This window comes from Vibrio cidicii (genome assembly GCF_009665415.1).
Taxonomy (GTDB): domain Bacteria; phylum Pseudomonadota; class Gammaproteobacteria; order Enterobacterales; family Vibrionaceae; genus Vibrio; species Vibrio cidicii.
In genome coordinates, this window is sequence record NZ_CP035922.1 from 1,110,662 (window position 1) to 1,129,109 (window position 18,448).

The window sequence follows — 18,448 nt, forward strand, 5'->3', positions numbered from 1 at the left end:
GAAACCCGATGAAAAAGTTAAGCCTGTTTATTATCTTGCTGATTGGCTTTGTCAGTCAGCATGCCTTGGCAAACGCCTTGGTTGCCAGCGTCAATAAGACCCGATTGGCACAAAATGAGCTGATCGAGCTGCGCATTCGCGCCGATTTTTCTGTCGATTCCAGCGACATTGATTTGAGTGTACTCGACAGCGATTTCTTCAAATCGGGCCCCCAGTTCAGCTCGGCCAAGAACTACATCAACGGTCAGTACTCACAAAAAAGTGAATGGGTACTTTCCATCTCGCCAAAACGCACTGGGAACCTGACGATCCCCGCGTTCAGTGCGGGAGGGCTGCAAAGCCAACCCATCGAGTTGATCGTCTCAAGCGATAGCAATACACCCAAGGCGAGTGACATCATTCAATACTCGATGCAGCTCGGGCAACAAACGCTCTACCCCGCGCAGACCACACCGCTAAAAGTGGAGATCCGCATTAAAGCTGACCCAAGACGGTTGGAAAACCCGCGTATCGTTCCGCCCTCAGTAAACGGTTTGTCGATGCAGCCTGTCGGACAAAGCAAGCAATACCAAGTAGTCGAACAAGGACTGCAAGTGACCGTGGTCGAGCAAAACTACCTGATAAGCGCACAAACCGCAGGCGAGTATGAAATCCAAGGCCCGCAGTTTCAGGGCTCGCTGATTTATGGCGACAGCTTAACCGGCTCGGCCCGCCTGCTATCGCTCAACAGCCGCGGCGAATCGAAACACATTGAAGTGAAAGCCATCCCGGCCAACGCCAGTCGGCCTTGGTTGCCCGCGAGCCAGCTTGCACTGACCCAAAGTTGGCAAACCAGCCAAGGGGGAGATTTAGACAGCGTGGAACAAGGCAGTGCGATTACACGCCTTATCAAGCTCAAAGCCAAAGGGATCTCGGCGGATCTGCTGCCGGAGATTGCCATCCATTATCCCGATTCGGTGCGTGTCTACCCAGAAAAGCCACAGTTTAGTACCGCTGATGATGGCAGTGTAGAAATGACCGTAAAACAGGTGCTGATCCCCAGCCAAACAGGCCGTTTAACGTTACCCGAACTGAGTATCGATTGGTGGAACACGCAAAGCGATCAGCCCAAAAGTGCTAGGCTCTCTGGGTTAACCCTAGACATCACCCCGAGCAGTTCACAAGTGTTGAACCTGCCGAGCTTGCCGGCAGCAAGTCAGATCAACAACGACAGCAACCAGAACCCGGCGGCAGAAAGCGGCGCATCCCCCATTTGGGTTTATCTCACGAGTCTGTTTGCCGCGCTGTGGGTTCTCACTCTGCTTGCTTTTGCACTTTACTGGCGCCGCCAAGTTCGTCGCACGCAGGCACCTCATCAGCAACCGGCTCTCATGGGCGAAACCTCGGTACTGCAAGCGATTGAGCGAGGCGACGCGGCGCAGATTGAAGCGGCCACGCGCGTTTGGCTAAACCAACATAAGGTAGACGCCGCGTTACGTGCAAAAATTGAGCAGCAGCTTGAGTTAATGCATCAGGCGCACTTTTCAGCACAGCAGGGAGCTTGGACGCCAGAGCAACTGAAGCTTTTGCTTAGTCGCGTGGGGAAAAGTCACAACAGGCAGGAACAGCCGCTCGCCAGGTTATAAACGGCCTCGCCACGGCACGAAAAATTTTTGGCCATCGATTGATGGCCATTATTCAGTGAGCGCTTCAACGATGTCGTGATAGTGACACACTCGGTTGCGCCCCGTCTCTTTTGCTCGGTAGAGCGCTTGGTCGGCTTGTTGATAAAGGCGATCAAAATGCAGATCGCGACCATAGGCTCGTTTGCTTGATACGCCAACAGAAACGGTGAGCAAACGGCCATGCGGATTCACTTCGTGTGTAATTTGCTCTTGTTCAATCCGCGCACGAATACTTTCCGCTCTTGCTCTGACCGTCTTTTCATCGCTCCCCACCATCAACAAAACAAATTCTTCGCCGCCAATTCGGCAGAACACTTCTTCTTCATTTTGTGTGTGATGCTCAAGAATATGGCCGATGCGCATCAAGGCGATATCGCCCTCTAAATGGCCGTAATGGTTGTTGAACAAGCCAAAGTGGTCAATATCAAGCAAGATCAAACCAAAAGCGAGTTCCTCATCATCGTCATTGTGGCAAGCGGTTTCCATAACATGTTCGAGCATGCGGCGGTTACCAAGACGCGTGAGAGGGTCGAGTTTAGAGAGCACTTCCAGTTGCAGATTCGCTTGTTCCAGCTCCAACGTCCGTTTACGCACCTCTTTTTCCAGATTTTCATTAAGCTCACGAATCGCTTCCTGCGCTTGGGTGCGTTGCAATACCTCGGCTAAACTGGAAGCAAACATGCGGATCACCTCTCGCAGTTGCGAGGTCAGCGGCCCACGGGTTAATAGGTTATCAACCGCGATGAATGCAATCGGGCCATCGCTATTGCTGGTGAGTAGCGTCATCGCCCCCCAGCCAAAACCGACAATATTGCAATCGTGATAAATTGGTACTGACTCTTCAAACGCGACTTCGTTAGGCATAGAACGAGCGAGATTGATAAGCGAATAATCTTGTGTTTCACCAAAGAAATAGGACTCATCGACCACATTACCTTGAATGTCCGTCCCCCAAGTCCCTTGCATGTAAGAGCAGCTCTCATCAGTAAGAAATACCGCCATGCGATCTACGCCCAAGTGCGTTATAGCAAAGCTGACCGCAGAACGGCACACATCACTCACTGTGGTACAGCGCGACAACTCCACCATACTGGAGTGCAACATTCGCACGTTTTGCTCTTGCCGTTTACGGATATAGATCTGCGACAGTAGCGCACCGAACGACTGCAGCATCTGTTTTTGATAGCTGGTGATGGGTTTGCGGTGAATAAAATTATCCAGCGCCAGCCAACCGAAGGGCTCGTTTCCGTCACGCAAAATCAGCATCACATTCCAACCCTGACCAACCACTTTACCTGCGGTATAGAGCGGCGTTTCATTAATCACTACCAGGTTAGTTTCACGCGAGGAGAGTGCGGTGATGTACTCTTCACCCAGTTGGTGCAGATCGTATTGAGTGTGGAATTCGCTGACGGTGTTTCCGTGTTCGTCGGTACCATAAGTACCGCTAAAACAACGTTTTTTCATGTCGAGTAACATGAATGTTGAGCGGTCAAAACCAAGGCGATCACGCAGCGCCTCGACGGCCATTCGGTAGAGATCGTTGAGCGAACCGGGGTTTGAGATTTCCAATGCCACTTGCTGCACCAACTTCATATTGTCGATAAACCGCTCACGCTGATTGATTTCGTCGATGTATTGCGCTTCACGGATATCGCGGTTTTTCACTTCCAAGCAAGCGTGTTTCTCGGCGCGAATACACTGCCAGCGCGCCGCCGCCAGTTGCATCACATCGTGGGTCTCTTCATAAATGTGATGCGCAGAACCTTCGTTTACGCCCTGAATTAACAAATAGGTACGCAGCATCGGATAGTTGTCCAACATCATGATGTAGCTGGCGCCACCTAACGGCTGTTGGTGATCCCAGTTGCAGGTGTTGATAGCAAGAGGGATCAAGCTTTCGGAGGTATCAAACTGGCCTGCCCAAGGCCAGAAAGTGGCTGGAAATTCGCTTAAACTGCACGGTTCACCATGGCTGTATTGCAAATTAAAAGAGGTATTGATCAGCGGATCATCAAAAATCGCCATCGCTTTCGGACACACCAACTCAGACAAAAACTCAAAAATGGTTTGCGCCAATAATCGATGATCTCTCGTTGACGAGACCTTACGTGTAAAGTTCCTGATCTTCACCTTGCTACACCACTTAATTATTCTCTCGAATTAAAGTTAGCGGCGAGTCAATGTGCAATCAATGGCATTTACAATCAGCTGTTAAGTGCTTCGCAATTCTGTTGCTGGAATCGTCACAAATACGATAGCGGCAACAATTTAAGTGCCAACAGACTTGCTATCTTATGCGGCTTTTTATTGCCACAAAGGCTTTTGCTGCCACAAATAGAAAAAAGCCCCTCGTATGAGGGGCAAGATTTACCATCGCTTGTAGTTATAATATTGTATGCCAGCAATTTCGCATTAACCAAAGTCACCATTCACGTAGCCGCGAGTGCGATCGTCTTTCGGCTCACCGAAAATCACTTGCGTCTCATTGTGTTCCACCAGCTCTCCCATCAGGAAAAAAGCGGTACGGTCGGAGATACGGCGCGCTTGCTGCATCGAGTGGGTTACGATAACAATGGTGTAGTTCTTCTTCAGCTCTTCCATCAACTCTTCAATTTTGTGCGTTGCGATCGGGTCAAGTGCAGACGTTGGCTCGTCCATCAGAATCACATCCGGCTCCATGGCAATCGTACGGGCGATACACAAACGCTGTTGCTGGCCACCAGAAAGACCGAACGCGTGTGATTTCAGACGGTCTTTTACCTCATCCCACAACGCAGCACCGCGCAGAGAGCTTTCCACCACTTCATCGATATGTTTTTTGTCTTTAATGCCTTGAGCACGCAGGCCATAAGCCACGTTTTCATAGATGCTCATTGGGAACGGGTTTGGCTTTTGGAATACCATGCCAACTTTGATACGCAGATCGGCGACATCAACGTTGCCATAAATATCTTCACCGTCCATCGCCAATTTGCCGGTGATTTTTACCCCTTCAATCAGGTCGTTCATACGGTTGAGGCAACGCAGCAGCGTCGATTTTCCACAGCCTGAAGGGCCGATTAACGCCGTCACTTGACGAACAGGAATCGGTAGGTTGATCGCTTTTAGCGCTTGGTTGTCGCCGTAGAAAAGGTCTAAGTTTTCGATATCAAATTTGTTCATGTTCTTTATCTCTAAATCGGAAAATTCGTGTCATTTAACCTGCGAAAGCACGCAGTAATTAATACGTTGCGGTGTTGAAGCGCTTGGCGATCAGTTTGGTCACCATGTTGATCAAAAGGACCAATACAATCAGCACCGTTGCTGTACCGTAAGCCTGATTCCACTCTTCGATGGTAAACAGCTCTGTGGTTAGCTTATAAAGGTGAACTGTCAGCGTACGGCCTGAATCGAACAGCGAATCAGGAATACGTGCAACCATACCTGCTGTGAGGAACACAGGCGCGGATTCACCAATGACACGACCAATACTTAGAATGACCGAGGTTAAGATACCTGGCATTGCGCTTGGAAGAATCAAACGCCAGATAGTGTAAATTTTAGATGCACCCAGACCGTACGAGCCTTCGCGGTACGTTTGTGGCACGGCCATCAACGCCTCTTCCGTGGTACGAATAATCACAGGCAAAATCAGAATACTCAGGGTTAATGCACCGGAGAGAATCGAGAAACCAAGTCCAAGAATGGCAACGAAAAACGTCATACCAAACAGACCGAAGATAATCGATGGAATACCCGCCAGCGATTCGGTACAGAAGCGAATCACTTTGACCAAGCGGCTACCCACTTTGGCGTATTCGGTTAAATAAATCGCAGTCATGATGCCCAGAGGCGCCGCTACTGCGATGGAAGCGATAACCATGTAAACGGTTGAGATGATCATCGGGAAGATGCCGTGCTCATCGCCTGTACGAGTGTAATCGTCAGTAATGAAATTCCAATCCACGTGCTGTAAACCATTCGACAGAATGTACCAGATGATCCAGAAGAGGAAGCCAACGGTCAGAGCCGCTGCCAACCAGATAAAGCCACTTAACACATTGTCTTTAAACTGACGTGCTTGTTTTAATTTTGCGCGATCCATAATTGTCACCTTCACAAGCGATTATTTCGCTTTTTCTCGGTTAAGGTAAAGCAGAGCTGCATTGAGCATCATGATGAACACCAGTAGCACCACACCCGTAGCGTAAAGTGCGTTGGCGTGCACACCGCTGGCGTATGACATCTCAATAGCGATGTTTGCCGTCAGTGTACGAGCGGAGTCTAAAATGCCTTGCGGCATGGCTGGAGCGTTGCCCATCACCATAATGATGGCCATGGTTTCGCCAAGCGCTCGGCCAATTCCTAGAATAACGCCAGTCATAATGCCGCTGCGCGCAGCAGGAACAAGCAGTTTGAAGATAGTAAAAATTTTCGAGGCACCTAGCGCCAAAGAGCCTTCTTTGTAAGCTTTCGGTACTGCGCGAATCGAGGTTTCAGAAACGGTAATGACCGTCGGCAGAATCATCACGCCAAGTACGATAATCCCGGCCAAAATGGTGTTACCAGCTGGTACATCAAATATGTTCTGGATAAGAGGCACGATGATAACCAGACCAAAGAAGCCATACACGACTGAGGGGATACCAGCGAGAAGCTCAACCGCTGGACGGATGATATCAGCGACACGTTTTGGCGCAATTTCTGCGATAAAGATGGCGGTTAACACCCCGACAGGCACACCAACCAAAACCGCGCCAAAGGTGGACACCATTGAAGCGACGATCATGGTCGCGACACCATAAAGTGCAGGCGGCAGCCAGTCTTCACCGAGTACGATGCCTGAAACACCAGCCTCTTGGAAAGCGGGAATACTTTCACGCACGATGAAGTAGGCGATCACGGCCAGAGAGACGATACCGATAACCGCACTGGTTAAGAAGAGGCCATGGAAGATGCGTTCTCTCCAGTCAACTCTCTTTTGTGTACGTAAACCGGATTTGCTAATAGCTTTGGCTTCATTGTTCATAAGCTTTTCACTACGAGTTGCGATGGTCATTATAAAATCTCACGTTTCGATAAAGTTCGAAGTGGATAGAAAACGCTCAGCCCACAATCAGGGCTGAGCAAATTGAGCGATATTGATTAATGAACTGAGATGTAGCCTTTTTTCTCTACCAGAGTTTGCGCTTCTGGCGTCAGCATCCAATCGAGGAACTTCTGAGTTTCTGCTGAAGGTTTGCCTTGCTTGTAAAGTACAAGGAAAGGACGCGCTACTTTGTAAGAGCCGTTTTTCACGTTAGTTACCGATGCGTCAGTACCGTTAATCGCGAGTGCGTGCACAGATTCATCGACGGTGCCCAGCGAGATATAACCAATTGAATATGGGTTTGAAGCAACCATGGTCTTCAGCGCACCGTTACCGTTAGCAACTTGAGCACGTTGAGAGATGGCTGACACTTCTTTACCTGACACTTTCTTCTTCAGTTTCAGGATATCTTCGAATGCGCCACGAGTACCGGAAGCCGTGTCACGAGTAATCGCAACGATTGGTTTGTCTTCGCCACCCACTTGTTTCCAGTTGGTCACTTCACCTTTATAGATAGCCGATACTTGCTCTGAAGTCAGACCTTTTAGCGTGTTTTTAGGGTTAACCACCACTGCGATGCCGTCACGAGCGATCACTTCTTCAACCAAGGTTGGCTCTTTTTCAGAAGATTTTAGGTCACGAGATGACATGCCAAGGTCGGCACTGCCGTTTTTCGCCGCTTTCACACCAGCAGAAGAACCCGGTCCTTGTACTTCGATAAATACATTAGGGTTTTTCTTCATGTACGTTTCAGAGAAAACTTCCATCAGTGGAGTTACACTGCTTGAACCCACTGCAGAGATAGTTTCTTTAGCAGAAGCTGAGGTCACTGTCAGAGCGCCCAATAGAGCGATTGCACCGATTACTGTCTTTTTCATCACAATATCCTTTATGGCTCGATTGCCGTTGTGTTTTACTTGAACGAAGCTCACTTTAGGACGCGAATGTGACATTTGTGTTTCACTTAATTGAACCCTCTATGACACATTGCTGATTGATCAATTAATAATCACAGCCACCACTTAGAGAAAATAGACGGGAAAAACAGCCTTTCCATGCAGCACTAAAAACGCCCACCCCAGCTGAGGCCCACTTTCAACGAGCAATTTATTCATCAAAAGTGACAGATGTGAGTAAGAATTCGGCACTCGTTCGCACCATCTCATCGATTTGAGACACACAGCAAATTAGTAGTGATATTTTTGACAAAATAAGTGGTTGAATAGGCCAAATCTCAATTGATAGATTTATGTATAATTTACAAATAATATTTATTATCATTTAGAAAATAAATACAGAGGGTTGTTTTAATGCGTCAATTACTTAGCGCACTGTCGATCAAGGCACAAATTCTGCTGCCGGTCGCATTTACCATTGTTCTTTTGCTCGCAGGGCTCACCGTAGGCACAAGCACACTTAAGCAGGCGTTTGAACGCGTCACTGTCTCCACAGAGCAGCTCATCGAGCACAAAAGTGAGCTGGGCGAAATCGTCGATAATATGTACGCGATGCGTATCAAGGCCATTTATAGCCTGTTTAATCCCGATGATGTCAGTACCTTGAGCCAAGTCCTCGGTGAGAGACAAAGCAATATTCGCCTCTTGCTTAACCAGATAAGCACCATGGATGGCTTAGAAACGGAGACGCAGCAAATGCGTCAGGCGCTGAATCACTACGTCAGCTACTCTCGCAACACCATGCTGCCACTGCTCAATACCAAGCATCACGAGCGTTACCCGCCACCGGGCTTTCAGGAACAATACGATCACGCCATGAGCGCCTATCGCCTCGCTGGCGAAGAGATGGTGAAAGCGATTGATCGACTGTCCACAAAGCTCAATCAGATGGCATTAGAAGAAGTCAGCGCAACGGGGCAACAGCACGATAAAACCCTGACGGTATCCGTATTCGCCATGATTGGTATTCTGACCGTCGCCGCGCTGATTAGCCTACTGTTAGCCAGCCTGATCGTTAAGCCAATCCGCGCTTTGCAGCAGACAATGCAACAAGTCGCCAGCGGTAACTTGCTGGTTAACGCCGAAGTAGAAGGTAAAAATGAAGTCGCGCAACTGGCGCAAGATGTCAACAGCACGGTGAAGCAGTTACGCCAAACCGTCGATTCTCTGGTGCGAATCAGTGTCGATGTGGCATCAGCGTCAACCGAACTCGCTGCGGTAATGACACAATCGAGTGTCAATTCTGATCAAGAAAAGAGCGAAGTCGAACAAGTGGCTTCCGCCATCAACCAGATGGAATCGACCGCCGCCGATGTGACCGCCAACGCGGCCAAAGCAGATGGTGCGGCCAATCAAGCCAATCAACTGGCTAAGCGTAGCCTAAGTATGTTCGAACAAAACAGCCGCGCCAACGACAAGATGGCCGATCAGCTTAACAACGCCGCGCAAGTGGTTAACTCACTGAAAACCCAATCGGAACAAATTGGCAAAGTGATTGAAGTGATTCAAGGCATCTCGGAGCAAACCAACCTACTCGCGCTCAACGCAGCCATAGAAGCTGCGCGAGCAGGTGAAAGCGGTCGAGGGTTTGCGGTGGTTGCCGATGAGGTCCGTATGCTCGCAGCAAGAACGCAAGACTCAACCAAAGAGATCCAAGCCATTATTGAAGAGCTGCAAAATCAATCGGGGCGGGCCAACGAGAGCATGCACGCCAGTTTGCAAATGCTGACCAGTAACCAAACCTTGGCCAGCGATGTCAGCGCCACACTGCAGGAGATCAGCCATTCGATTGAGGAACTGGCGCTGATCAACGCCCAAGTGGCGACCGCGTCTGAAGAACAGAATCAGGTGACGTCAGACATCAACAGCAATCTGAGCAATATCTACGAGCTGGTGAGTCAAAATGTCACAGGTATTACCCAAGCAGCGGCGGCGAGCCACGAGCTTTCTAGCTTGGCGGAGAACCAAAAGCAACAATTGGCTTACTTTAAGGTTTAGACGCTTAAGGTTTCGCTTTGAGCGCCTCGATAAACCATTTCCTATGACGAAAAACAACAAGCTCCGCCAGTGCGGAGCTTGCTGCTATTGATTTTCAGTAAACCGCTGAGTGTTAGTAGGCAATGATGCGCGTAGACAGCGATTCTCGCTACAGCGTGATTATTGTTCGTCGGTCACCAATAACATTGAGAAGGTGCTATCCTGCGCAGAATGAGAGTAGTTGTAAATCTCACCATTAACGGAATCAAAGGTCATGATCCCCTGCCCATCACCACTTGGTGTGTTGCTCCAGATGTAACCTTTTAAATCCCCTGTTTCCACCGTGTAGCCGCTAGCAAACGCCGTCCCATTCATCGCCGGTCCGAAGCAAGCGTGTTCGGTCAAAGCGACCAACTCTTTAATGTTTGGCAAACGCCACTGCTTTTTCTCTGCAAAATTGTGCAGTGCATGGTTACCCGACTCATCGCGGATCTGCTGGGCGGTCAAAAGTGCACTTTGCCACGTCACTTGGTCAGCCGTACCCGTACACGCTTGCTGCGCCGTATTCCAACTCATACCAACCGGGCAACGCATCCACGTCAAACCTGTTTTTAAATCGGTTACTGTACCTTGCGCGGAGTAATCATAACGCGAGTTTGGGGCACTTTTGGCGATATCAATTGAACACTCTTGCACGGCCATCGCCGTTTGAGACGCCGCAGCGAGCGCCAGTGCGGTGATTAATTTTTTCATCTTACTTGCTCCTTTGCTGCAACCAGACGGATTGGGAATTGGAAGGAAGTACCGCTATCTGGGGTCACCCTGTCGGAGTATATTTCCACAAAACTCACGTATCCACGATCCGCACCTTTGGTCGCGACCACAGGATACTGAACCGCGCCCAAAGTTTGATATGGCGAATAGTTGTTGAAGCTAATGTTGTTCAGCCAAATCGCGCCAGTATTAAGATCTGGGCTGCCTTGTGTCTGCTGGGGAAAATAGCGGACATCGAGACCATAGACGTGGTCGTTCTCATCTTTGGTCGTTTCCCCAAAATCGATGATGTCGTAAAACTCAAGGTAGGTCGGCAAACGCCACTGAGTGATGCCACACAGACTTTGTTGGTTCATGTGAGCAACGTATTGTTGGGTAGAGCAGAGATTGTCTTTGGCCTCGACACAACCAACCACTTGCAGATCGTCGCTGTAAGGTTTGAAAGTCTGTGACTCAAACACAAAGGTGCGATCCTTAAACTGCACTGAGCTGGCATCGCCACTTTTGTTTTCCCACACCAGCCCGCTACGCTCATCCAGCGTACAAGCCCAATTGGTCGCGTCATCGGCTAAGGTTTGGCCTTTGGCATCCAACTTAACAAATTTGAAACCGTTGCCCGTCAGCGTTTGTTGGTCGCTGTTATCAAGGCCATATTCTGCATCCTGCCCAGGGTAAGACTCTTGCGCTTCGGCCACCTCTTGATCGCCATCGGTGAAATAGCGTGTCGCGCCTGTATCATTGTGGCCGATACGACGCTGTACTTCGGAGACGATGTTCGCCACGAGCGCAGCGCGCTCCGGTGGAGTAAGGAGCGCAGCCGTAAGGGATTTGCCGTCAAAACTCAGATCCTGCGCTAACAACGAAACGCCGCTTCTCATTTGATCTGTCGTCATCTCAGCCAGCAAAGCCAGCGTGTTTTGTTCCAGCGTCACCAACGCATTTTCACTGGCATTTGCCAGCACACTGCCACTTAGCCATACGCCCGCCGCGTTCAACTGCGATTGCACGATCTGCTCCGCTTGCTCTAGGGTGTAACCATCATTGACCAATCCTGCCAGCAAGGTGGTCACGCCATTGATGTGATTGCCTTGCACGAGTCGTTGTCCCGGAGCCGCCAGCGGTACGATCTGCCCTACTCCGTTATCCACTTGCGCGAGGATCGTGCTGATCAAGATGTTTTTGTTGGTCGAGGTAAGAGAAAATTTGCCGCTATTGTCGCTTTTCGCTTTCAGCTCAGTGCTATCGCAGACAAAATTTTGGTTGTCATCGATACACACCGACGTATCGAGCAATGAGCCGGGCATCGCGATATTTCCTGACACTTGGTAGGTTGGCACTTCGCTACCGCTACCGCCGCCTCCACCACCGCAGCCAGCAAGAGCTAAAGAGATAGCAATGACAGAATATTGAAACTTCATAGATTGATCTTCTTCTAGTAAATTGCGTTTGTTGTTATCGAGAGCGCAAGGCTCTCACCATGGCAAGCAGTAGCAGCCCGAGCAAAGCAAAAGGAGAACCGCTGCCGCCGGAACGGCTGTTCTGGCTCTCACCCGCCGTATTGTTGCGGCTGCCCGCACTGCACTGATATTGAGCAAAATGACTTACGCCCCACGCTTTCAGAACCCCAACATTCCCCGAGACGCGATCAGATATCTCAAGACGCCAAGTGCCCCAGCTTGGTTCACCGAGCAGCGCTTGCAGCTCGTCGTCATACTGAGCCGTGAAGTAACCTTGAAAACCGTGTTGAGAGCCAGATTGGTGATTGAGCAGTGGCACCGATTTACCTTGCGGAGAGATCAACGTCACCTGCAGCTCTTGCAGTGCGCTGTGCTCGATGTGCAAATAAACGGCGAAGCTGTTGTCAATTTTGCGCGTTTTGTCGGTTAGGGTTTGCACAAAGATCTTGTTGCCGGGGCTAGTCCTGCCTTGGCTATCGACTTTGGCATCCAACAAAGGCGCATTCAGGTTTCTGGCTGGAGTTTGCAGCAGCGGCGTGCCGTTCACTAGCGATACGATGTCGCGCCACGACTGCGCTTTTAGTCTGTCGGCGAACTGATAATCCAACGCCACAGTCGAGTCAAACTGCGCGCCACAAACAAGCCCATCGGGCAGTGCGGCCTGCAAGGTTTGCGCATCCGATAAGGTGGTCGCGATCTCTTGCACCTTCGCTCCGTTGAGCTGCCATTGACCTTGAATGCTCGCTTGACGCTCATTGGCCGTCAGGCTGAGTTCCACTGGTTCGCTTTGTCCAATGTAACGGGATTTGTAGCGCACGTTGAATGGCGCTTTGAGCAGGTTATGACGATTGAAGCTTTCAATAAGAAACTGCGCATATTCCTTGTTTGGAAACAGCGTTTTGGCAGCAAAAACCGTCGACTCCGCTAAATCGTGCATTTTTACCCCACGGCCAACCCCGTACATACCCTCAAGCACAATGGTGTCAAACTCTCGAAACACGCTGTCACTGCCATCGCCATAGCGGGCGACCGCCACTTTGAGCGCTTGAAACAGTGGCGTTGACCAAAGCTCGTCGCCTAACTCACCTCCCACACTCACGTGCGCGGGGTATTCGGCCTCTTCGAAGTAGCGCGCGCGCTGATTCCACAAGCTGCGGGTCGAGCGGCGCACGCCAAACACACCATCCCAATTAAATACGGTATCGATCTCAAACTCTTGGCCACGACGAGAAGCGTCCAAATATTGCTGACGATAGCTGGCGCTGCCTGCCCAATAGTCTCCCAGCCCTTCGCCAATCGCTCCTGTGTGTCCATAAGCCCAGTCCGGTACTATTTGATAATGGATACCGTGACCGAGCTCATGACGGATCACGTCGGCATCGATGGCGTCAGGCGACGCGCCACCAATACCGAACATCACGGCACGCGGGCCGTAGTAGTAACTGGAATTGTCCTTGGCTAAACCGCGCGCATCAAAACGCAGTGGCTCGCTAAACAAGGTGTAGTTCAGGCTGGCCAAATAGCGCAGCGAGCTATCGAGATGATAGAACGCCATGAGCTGCGGGAAAGCGTCGTCACCCAAACGCACACTTTGCAACGCATCAATAGAAGGAAATGCTTCAACGCCCTCAGGCGCTAAGAAATCACCACTGTCACGCACCGGCTCACCCCCCTGCTCAGTGACCGCGAGCAGCGCCTGCGCGTCCACTTGCTTGACACGCGGATTGGCAAGGTAGAACTTGCCATCGGCTTGCAACACTTGAATGGATTTCTCAACATACTCGACCGCTTGCGGGTATTCATCCAATGAGGACCAGACCGTCTCTGGCGCCGCTTGCTGCTGCATGGTGCGCAGATCTGGGTCAAACAGCGAGACTGTTACATCCAGCAAATTGCCTGAGCTCAGTGCTGGCGGCTCGTCAGCTTCCAGCGTGCGCGGTGACTCGATTTCTGCCGCCACCAGCGCTTGCCCGTTACGCATCTGGGTGTCTTGCACACTTTTAAACACACGCACCACTTGCTGCTCTGGGTTAGTCGTTACGACCAAGGTGCGCTGCGGCTGATAAACACCATTGACCCAAACATCAAAATTGTAATGACTGCCCAGCTTCGACGCCGTTTGGTAGCGCAAGATAAACTCGCCGTCCTGCGCATAATGGGTATCAAGATAGCTTTTGGCTTGCGCGGCATCGGCGACCATCGTGCCTTCGGCAGGGTAATCCCACTGTCCGGCCTGAATCGCTGGCGCTGCCGCAACCAAAAGTGACAGCGCTAAAGGGGTTAACTTCATGGTGAAATCCTAGAACTGATATTTGGCATTGAGAGTGAAATAGCGTCCCGGCTCACTCGAGTAGTGCTTGTCTTGGTCAAGAATGCCGGCAACGTCTTGATAACGAATGTACTTTTTGTCAAACAGATTGGCGATCGTCGCACTGAGACGAAGATCTTTAGACAGCTGGTAGGTCGCCCCGATATCCACGCGATTCCACGCGCTGGTGGTGGCACACTGAGCCGCTAAACCGAGATCGGTTTGGCAGGTCGGTACGCGATCCATCGCCGTTGCCCAGCTCCATAAGCCGTAGGCACTAAAATCTTGCACGTGATAGCCGAGCGACACACTGCCTTCTAGTGGCGTGATACTGCGAATGTAATCGCCGTCTGCCTCTTTACCATCGACATAACCCAGCTTGGCGCCAACGTCCCACTTTTGGCTCAAGGCGTAACCCGCAGAGACTTCAGCGCCATACGTTTCTACGCCCTCAAGGTTTTGATATTGCTTGATATAATTGCCGCTGTTGGTATCAAAGCTGATGGTGACGATATCGATGAAATTGTCGAACTTGTTGTAAAACGCAGCCAGCGACAAACGCGCGCGGCCGTTATCAAATTTGCTGCCAATCTCAAAAGATTCCGAGGTTTCCGCTTTAAGATCCAGATTCGGCGCAATCACAAAAGGGGTCAAAGGAACGAACTCGTGTGACACATAGCCATAGGCTTTGTCATACTCCGCGGCTCGGTAACCGTGGTTGTAAGAGAGATAAACCCGGTTGTTGGCAAAAAGCTCACGCGACAACGACAAACTCGGCGACAGCTCTGAACTGTCGATATCTTTCAGCGGGAAACCGCCGACTTCGCCATCGGCATCTGGCGTCAAGCGATGAGCGTCAAAGCGCAAGCCGCCGGTAAGGGTCCATTGTTGCAACTCGATCATGTCTCGCACATACAGCCCAAGGTTGTAAGCGCGAGCCGGGGCAAACGGCTGCTTGGCTGAGATTTTGACGCCGTTCCAATCCAGCACCTTATCGCGATCGGTGCGTTGGTAGTAGTCACTTGCCAGTTCGATGCCAAATGCCAGCTGATGATCTGCGCCTGCGGCGAAAAGCGACTGCGTGAAATCAGCGCGCATGCCGATGGTTTCATCGGTGAAGGTTTTGTGTTCCTGTTCGCGGCGCTTGACCAGCAAATTATTGTGATCCACTTGATGCATCAAACGGTTGGTTTGCTCGTCTGACTCAGTATGACGCCAATAAAGTTTTGTATCTAACTGGCGAAACCAAGTGGGCTCCAACGGGGTGAGTTCAGCGCCAAGGTAAGCGCTGTATTCTTCGCTACTTTGCTCTTGCGCGAAGTCTGCGATTTTCCATTCCCCATCTTTTTGAATCGAGGCAGAGCCTTCCAAACGAGTTTGGTTTTGTGTGTACAGCTCGGCGCGCGCTTTTAACATCAGCTCGTCGCTGTAAAAATGGTTGAGGCTGTACGCCACGCTATAACCATCAAGCTCACGGTTATAGGTATCTTGCTCAAAATTGCGCGTCTCTTGCCCTTGCCAGTAAGCCACGCTAATCAGGCTGTCAGTATCGCCAGAACGAAAAGCAAGATTGCTCGCACCTTTGTACTTTTGGCTGATGTCGGTGTACGTGCCAGAAACATCGGCGTAGAAATCCTTGCCTTGCAGAAAATCACTCGGCTGTTTGGATTTTACGATCACCGCGCCGCCAATCGCCCCCGAACCATGCACCGATGAGCTTGCTCCCTTGATAAGCTCAATGGTACTGACATTGGCAAGATCAAAGGTATCGCGCCCCACTTGATCATTGATGTCATTCGCGCCAAAGCCGTCAGCAGAGCGAATGCCATCGCGAATGATGCTGATACGATTGCCCGTCATACCACGAATGGTGATGTTTTGTGGTCGGCCCGCACCGCCCGTCACGCTCACGCCGGGCTCGCCTTGCAGCGCATCGTACAGCTCGGTCACCCCTCTCTCTTCCAGCGCATCCCCCGTCACTACCGCGACACTGCCCGCCACTTTCGAGATCGGCTGCTCAATCCTATTCGCCGTAACGACCACTTCTTCCATCACCGCTAGGTTTTCTTGCGCGTGGACGACATTTGCAGCCAGTACCGACAGTACCGCCGCACAAACAGGATTCAACTTCATTTTTGCTCCGCTTGGCTCGATGTTTTAAACAGTGAAATCAGAAACGCGTATTCCAACGCTTGTTGCTCCAGCGCTTTTCGACGATCGCTGGCATGGCCCGATTCGAAATCGGTTTGCAGTAAATAAGGACCTTGACCTGTGCTCAGTTCGGCCAACTTGCTGAGATATTTGGCTCCTTCCCAATAAGGCACGCGCTGATCATTAAGGCCGATCTGCACCAATAAAGGCGGATAAGGAACGGCTTTGACATTTCCATATGGGTCATAGGCTTGCATCGCTTTTAACGCGCTTTCCACCTGCGGATTGCCCCACTCGCCATATTGCTGCTCAGTCAACGGTAGGCTGGTGTCGGTCATGCTGTTCACCACATCGACAAACGGCACTTTGAGCACCGCTCCGGCAAAAGCTTGCGGCGCTTGATTGAGCGCTCCGGCCACTAAAGTCCCACCTGCGCTAGAGCCCATGGCGTAAACCAAACGCTCACCCTGTTGGTAGTGTTGCAGGCTTTTAGCGGCGGCAACGAAATCATCCATCGAGTGGCGTTTTTGCTCACCTCGCCCTGCTTGGTGCCAAGCGTCGCCGTAGTACCCGCCGCCGCGCACATGGGCAATGGCGTAAATCGCCCCTTGATCCAGCAAGCTGATGATTTGCGGCATAAAGTAAGGTTTCATGGTAAAACCGTAAGCCCCGTAGCCGTACAAAATCACTGGCGAGTGCGCGGTGAGTTTATCTTTGCGATAGGCGAGCGTGATCGGCACCTCAACGCCATTTTGATGGGCGATCACCTGCTCAGAAACGTAGCGCTCAGCATGGTAGTTTTGATAGATATCTCGTGACAACGTCACCAAATCAAGAGTCTTCACATTCAGCTCTTGCCACATTGGCGGAGTGGTCATGGACATGCTGCGCAGACGAAGTTGATTGCTGGCAAAATCGCCATTGCGTGATACCCACGCCACTTGTCCTTGCGGATTAAGCGGCAAACGCTTTTTTAACTCGCCAGCATAGTCAAATACCAAGACTTGTGAATCGGCCTTTTGCTGAGTTACGGCCACTAGCGCGTCGGCAAACAGATAGAACTGCTGCAGACCATCCAGCGCCTGAGTAAAGCGCGTCCATTCGCTTGGCTGTTTCAGCGGCGCGGTATACAAGCGCGCTTGGCCGTGCAAATTACTCTTGATGAACAGCGTGTCTTTGGCGACATCGGCGTAATACTCAAGGCCAGCTTGCGCTGGGCGAATTGGCCGCACTTCACCGCTTTGTAGATCAAGCAGTTTTTGCTCACTGCTATTTTCATTGTTACTTTGCAGCAAGGCATAACGCGGATCGCTGGCTTGATAAAAAGAGAGTAACCAGTCCGCTCTCTCCTCTTGCCAAATCCGTTGTTCGCTCAAATCGGCGACGGTTAGGCGGCGGATTTCACTTGGTCTTTGCGTGGTGGGATCTTTACGAATCAAGTAAACATATTGCCCATCGGCCGAATAAAGCATTGACTGATCGAGCCCGATGGCTAAGATTTTCTCTCCCCCTTGTTTGAGGTTGACTTCCACCAGTTGATAGCGCTCTGAGCCGTCGATATCTTCACTAAACAGCAACTTACTTTGATCGCGGCTGACCGCCCAAGCGCCGATTTGGTAATAATCGGCTTGCGCTTGTCTTGGCGCAAACGAGTAGACCAGCTGAGCTTGCGCTTTTGCGTTTGCTCGGCGCAACAAACTAAGCTCGCCCCGTTGTGATGAGAGCTTCCATTCCATTGCTAAACGGCTTTGCCAAGGCTCATCAGCCTTACTTACCGTCATCGTTTGCCATTGGCTCAGTAACGAATGCTGCAAATCACGTACAGGTGACAGTGCCTCGTCAGTCAAGCGATTGTGTTGCTGCAAATACTCCAGCACTTGCGGTGATTGGCGACTCTCATCGCGCAGCCATTGGTAAGAATCTTGGGCAAAAGTAATCCCTGCCGGAGCCACAGCCAGCATGAATAAAACATGAGCAAATTTCATGAGAAAAGGCACTTAGATTTATAGAATTAATAAACGTGCCTATTCTGCCTATAAATAGAAATGATATCAATTATCATTGGCATTATTTTTGAGATTAATATCACA

12 protein-coding genes are annotated in these 18,448 nt (G+C 50.6%); 2 read left to right on the forward strand and 10 right to left on the reverse strand.

Annotated features, from left to right (window positions below; all coding sequences use genetic code 11):
• The first annotated feature begins 8 nt into the window (after positions 1 to 8).
• Positions 9 to 1,625, forward strand: a complete 1,617-nt coding sequence (locus EWA64_RS20510) for a BatD family protein (protein WP_061894400.1) — start codon at positions 9 to 11, stop codon at positions 1,623 to 1,625.
• Between the two features lie 48 nt (positions 1,626 to 1,673).
• Here EWA64_RS20510 and EWA64_RS20515 read toward each other — a convergent pair whose 3' ends face one another.
• The 5 genes from EWA64_RS20515 to EWA64_RS20535 all read right to left on the reverse strand — a co-directional run bounded on the left by EWA64_RS20515 (position 1,674) and on the right by EWA64_RS20535 (position 7,613).
• A complete protein-coding gene (locus EWA64_RS20515; RefSeq protein ID WP_061894399.1) occupies positions 1,674 to 3,743 on the reverse strand; it encodes a sensor domain-containing diguanylate cyclase in 2,070 nt (689 codons plus the stop codon).
• 336 nt (positions 3,744 to 4,079) lie between these two features.
• Positions 4,080 to 4,829, reverse strand: a complete 750-nt coding sequence (gene pstB, locus EWA64_RS20520) for a phosphate ABC transporter ATP-binding protein PstB (protein ID WP_039428020.1) — start codon at positions 4,827 to 4,829, stop codon at positions 4,080 to 4,082.
• Positions 4,830 to 4,887: 58 nt separating this feature from the next.
• A complete protein-coding gene (gene pstA, locus EWA64_RS20525) occupies positions 4,888 to 5,751 on the reverse strand; it encodes a phosphate ABC transporter permease PstA (protein WP_061894398.1) in 864 nt (287 codons plus the stop codon).
• Between the two features lie 21 nt (positions 5,752 to 5,772).
• Entirely contained in the window at positions 5,773 to 6,705 is a 933-nt protein-coding gene (gene pstC, locus EWA64_RS20530; protein WP_061894397.1) for a phosphate ABC transporter permease subunit PstC, read from the reverse strand.
• 86 nt (positions 6,706 to 6,791) lie between these two features.
• On the reverse strand, positions 6,792 to 7,613 hold the full coding sequence (locus EWA64_RS20535) for a phosphate ABC transporter substrate-binding protein (RefSeq protein WP_061894396.1): 822 nt from the start codon (positions 7,611 to 7,613) through the stop codon (positions 6,792 to 6,794).
• A 432-nt stretch (positions 7,614 to 8,045) separates the two neighbouring features.
• Between EWA64_RS20535 and EWA64_RS20540 the strand changes: the two genes are divergently transcribed.
• Positions 8,046 to 9,689: a methyl-accepting chemotaxis protein gene (locus EWA64_RS20540; RefSeq protein ID WP_061894395.1), complete on the forward strand. Its 1,644-nt coding sequence runs from the start codon at positions 8,046 to 8,048 to the stop codon at positions 9,687 to 9,689.
• A 159-nt stretch (positions 9,690 to 9,848) separates the two neighbouring features.
• On the opposite strand, the gene EWA64_RS20545 is transcribed toward EWA64_RS20540, so the two are convergent.
• Genes EWA64_RS20545 through EWA64_RS20565 form a run of 5 tightly spaced genes read right to left on the reverse strand, consistent with a single transcriptional unit; the run spans position 9,849 to position 18,343 of the window.
• Positions 9,849 to 10,421: an Lcl C-terminal domain-containing protein gene (locus EWA64_RS20545; protein WP_061894394.1), complete on the reverse strand. Its 573-nt coding sequence runs from the start codon at positions 10,419 to 10,421 to the stop codon at positions 9,849 to 9,851.
• Positions 10,418 to 11,860, reverse strand: coding sequence for an Lcl domain-containing protein (locus tag EWA64_RS20550; RefSeq protein ID WP_061894393.1), 1,443 nt, complete (start codon positions 11,858 to 11,860; stop codon positions 10,418 to 10,420). The genes EWA64_RS20545 and EWA64_RS20550 overlap by 4 nt, the downstream gene beginning before the upstream one ends.
• A gap of 34 nt (positions 11,861 to 11,894) precedes the next feature.
• Complete coding sequence (locus tag EWA64_RS20555) at positions 11,895 to 14,189, reverse strand: proprotein convertase P-domain-containing protein (RefSeq protein ID WP_061894392.1); 2,295 nt, start codon at positions 14,187 to 14,189, stop codon at positions 11,895 to 11,897.
• 9 nt (positions 14,190 to 14,198) lie between these two features.
• Positions 14,199 to 16,340, reverse strand: coding sequence for a TonB-dependent hemoglobin/transferrin/lactoferrin family receptor (locus EWA64_RS20560; protein WP_061894391.1), 2,142 nt, complete (start codon positions 16,338 to 16,340; stop codon positions 14,199 to 14,201).
• Entirely contained in the window at positions 16,337 to 18,343 is a 2,007-nt protein-coding gene (locus EWA64_RS20565) for a prolyl oligopeptidase family serine peptidase (RefSeq protein WP_061894390.1), read from the reverse strand. The genes EWA64_RS20560 and EWA64_RS20565 overlap by 4 nt, the downstream gene beginning before the upstream one ends.
• Between the last annotated feature and the right edge of the window lie 105 nt (positions 18,344 to 18,448).

Excerpts from the sequence above, each read along its gene's own strand:
- EWA64_RS20510 (WP_061894400.1), top strand. The coding sequence starts at position 9 with ATGAAAAAGTTAAGCCTGTTTATTATCTTGCTGATTGGCTTTGTCAGT.
- pstA (WP_061894398.1), bottom strand. The coding sequence starts at position 5,751 with ATGGATCGCGCAAAATTAAAACAAGCACGTCAGTTTAAAGACAATGTG.
- EWA64_RS20545 (WP_061894394.1), bottom strand. The coding sequence starts at position 10,421 with ATGAAAAAATTAATCACCGCACTGGCGCTCGCTGCGGCGTCTCAAACG.
- EWA64_RS20555 (WP_061894392.1), bottom strand. The coding sequence starts at position 14,189 with ATGAAGTTAACCCCTTTAGCGCTGTCACTTTTGGTTGCGGCAGCGCCA.
- EWA64_RS20565 (WP_061894390.1), bottom strand. The coding sequence starts at position 18,343 with ATGAAATTTGCTCATGTTTTATTCATGCTGGCTGTGGCTCCGGCAGGG.
- EWA64_RS20535 (WP_061894396.1), bottom strand. The coding sequence starts at position 7,613 with ATGAAAAAGACAGTAATCGGTGCAATCGCTCTATTGGGCGCTCTGACA.
- EWA64_RS20550 (WP_061894393.1), bottom strand. The coding sequence starts at position 11,860 with ATGAAGTTTCAATATTCTGTCATTGCTATCTCTTTAGCTCTTGCTGGC.
- pstB (WP_039428020.1), bottom strand. The coding sequence starts at position 4,829 with ATGAACAAATTTGATATCGAAAACTTAGACCTTTTCTACGGCGACAAC.
- pstC (WP_061894397.1), bottom strand. The coding sequence starts at position 6,705 with ATGACCATCGCAACTCGTAGTGAAAAGCTTATGAACAATGAAGCCAAA.
- EWA64_RS20540 (WP_061894395.1), top strand. The coding sequence starts at position 8,046 with ATGCGTCAATTACTTAGCGCACTGTCGATCAAGGCACAAATTCTGCTG.
- EWA64_RS20560 (WP_061894391.1), bottom strand. The coding sequence starts at position 16,340 with ATGAAGTTGAATCCTGTTTGTGCGGCGGTACTGTCGGTACTGGCTGCA.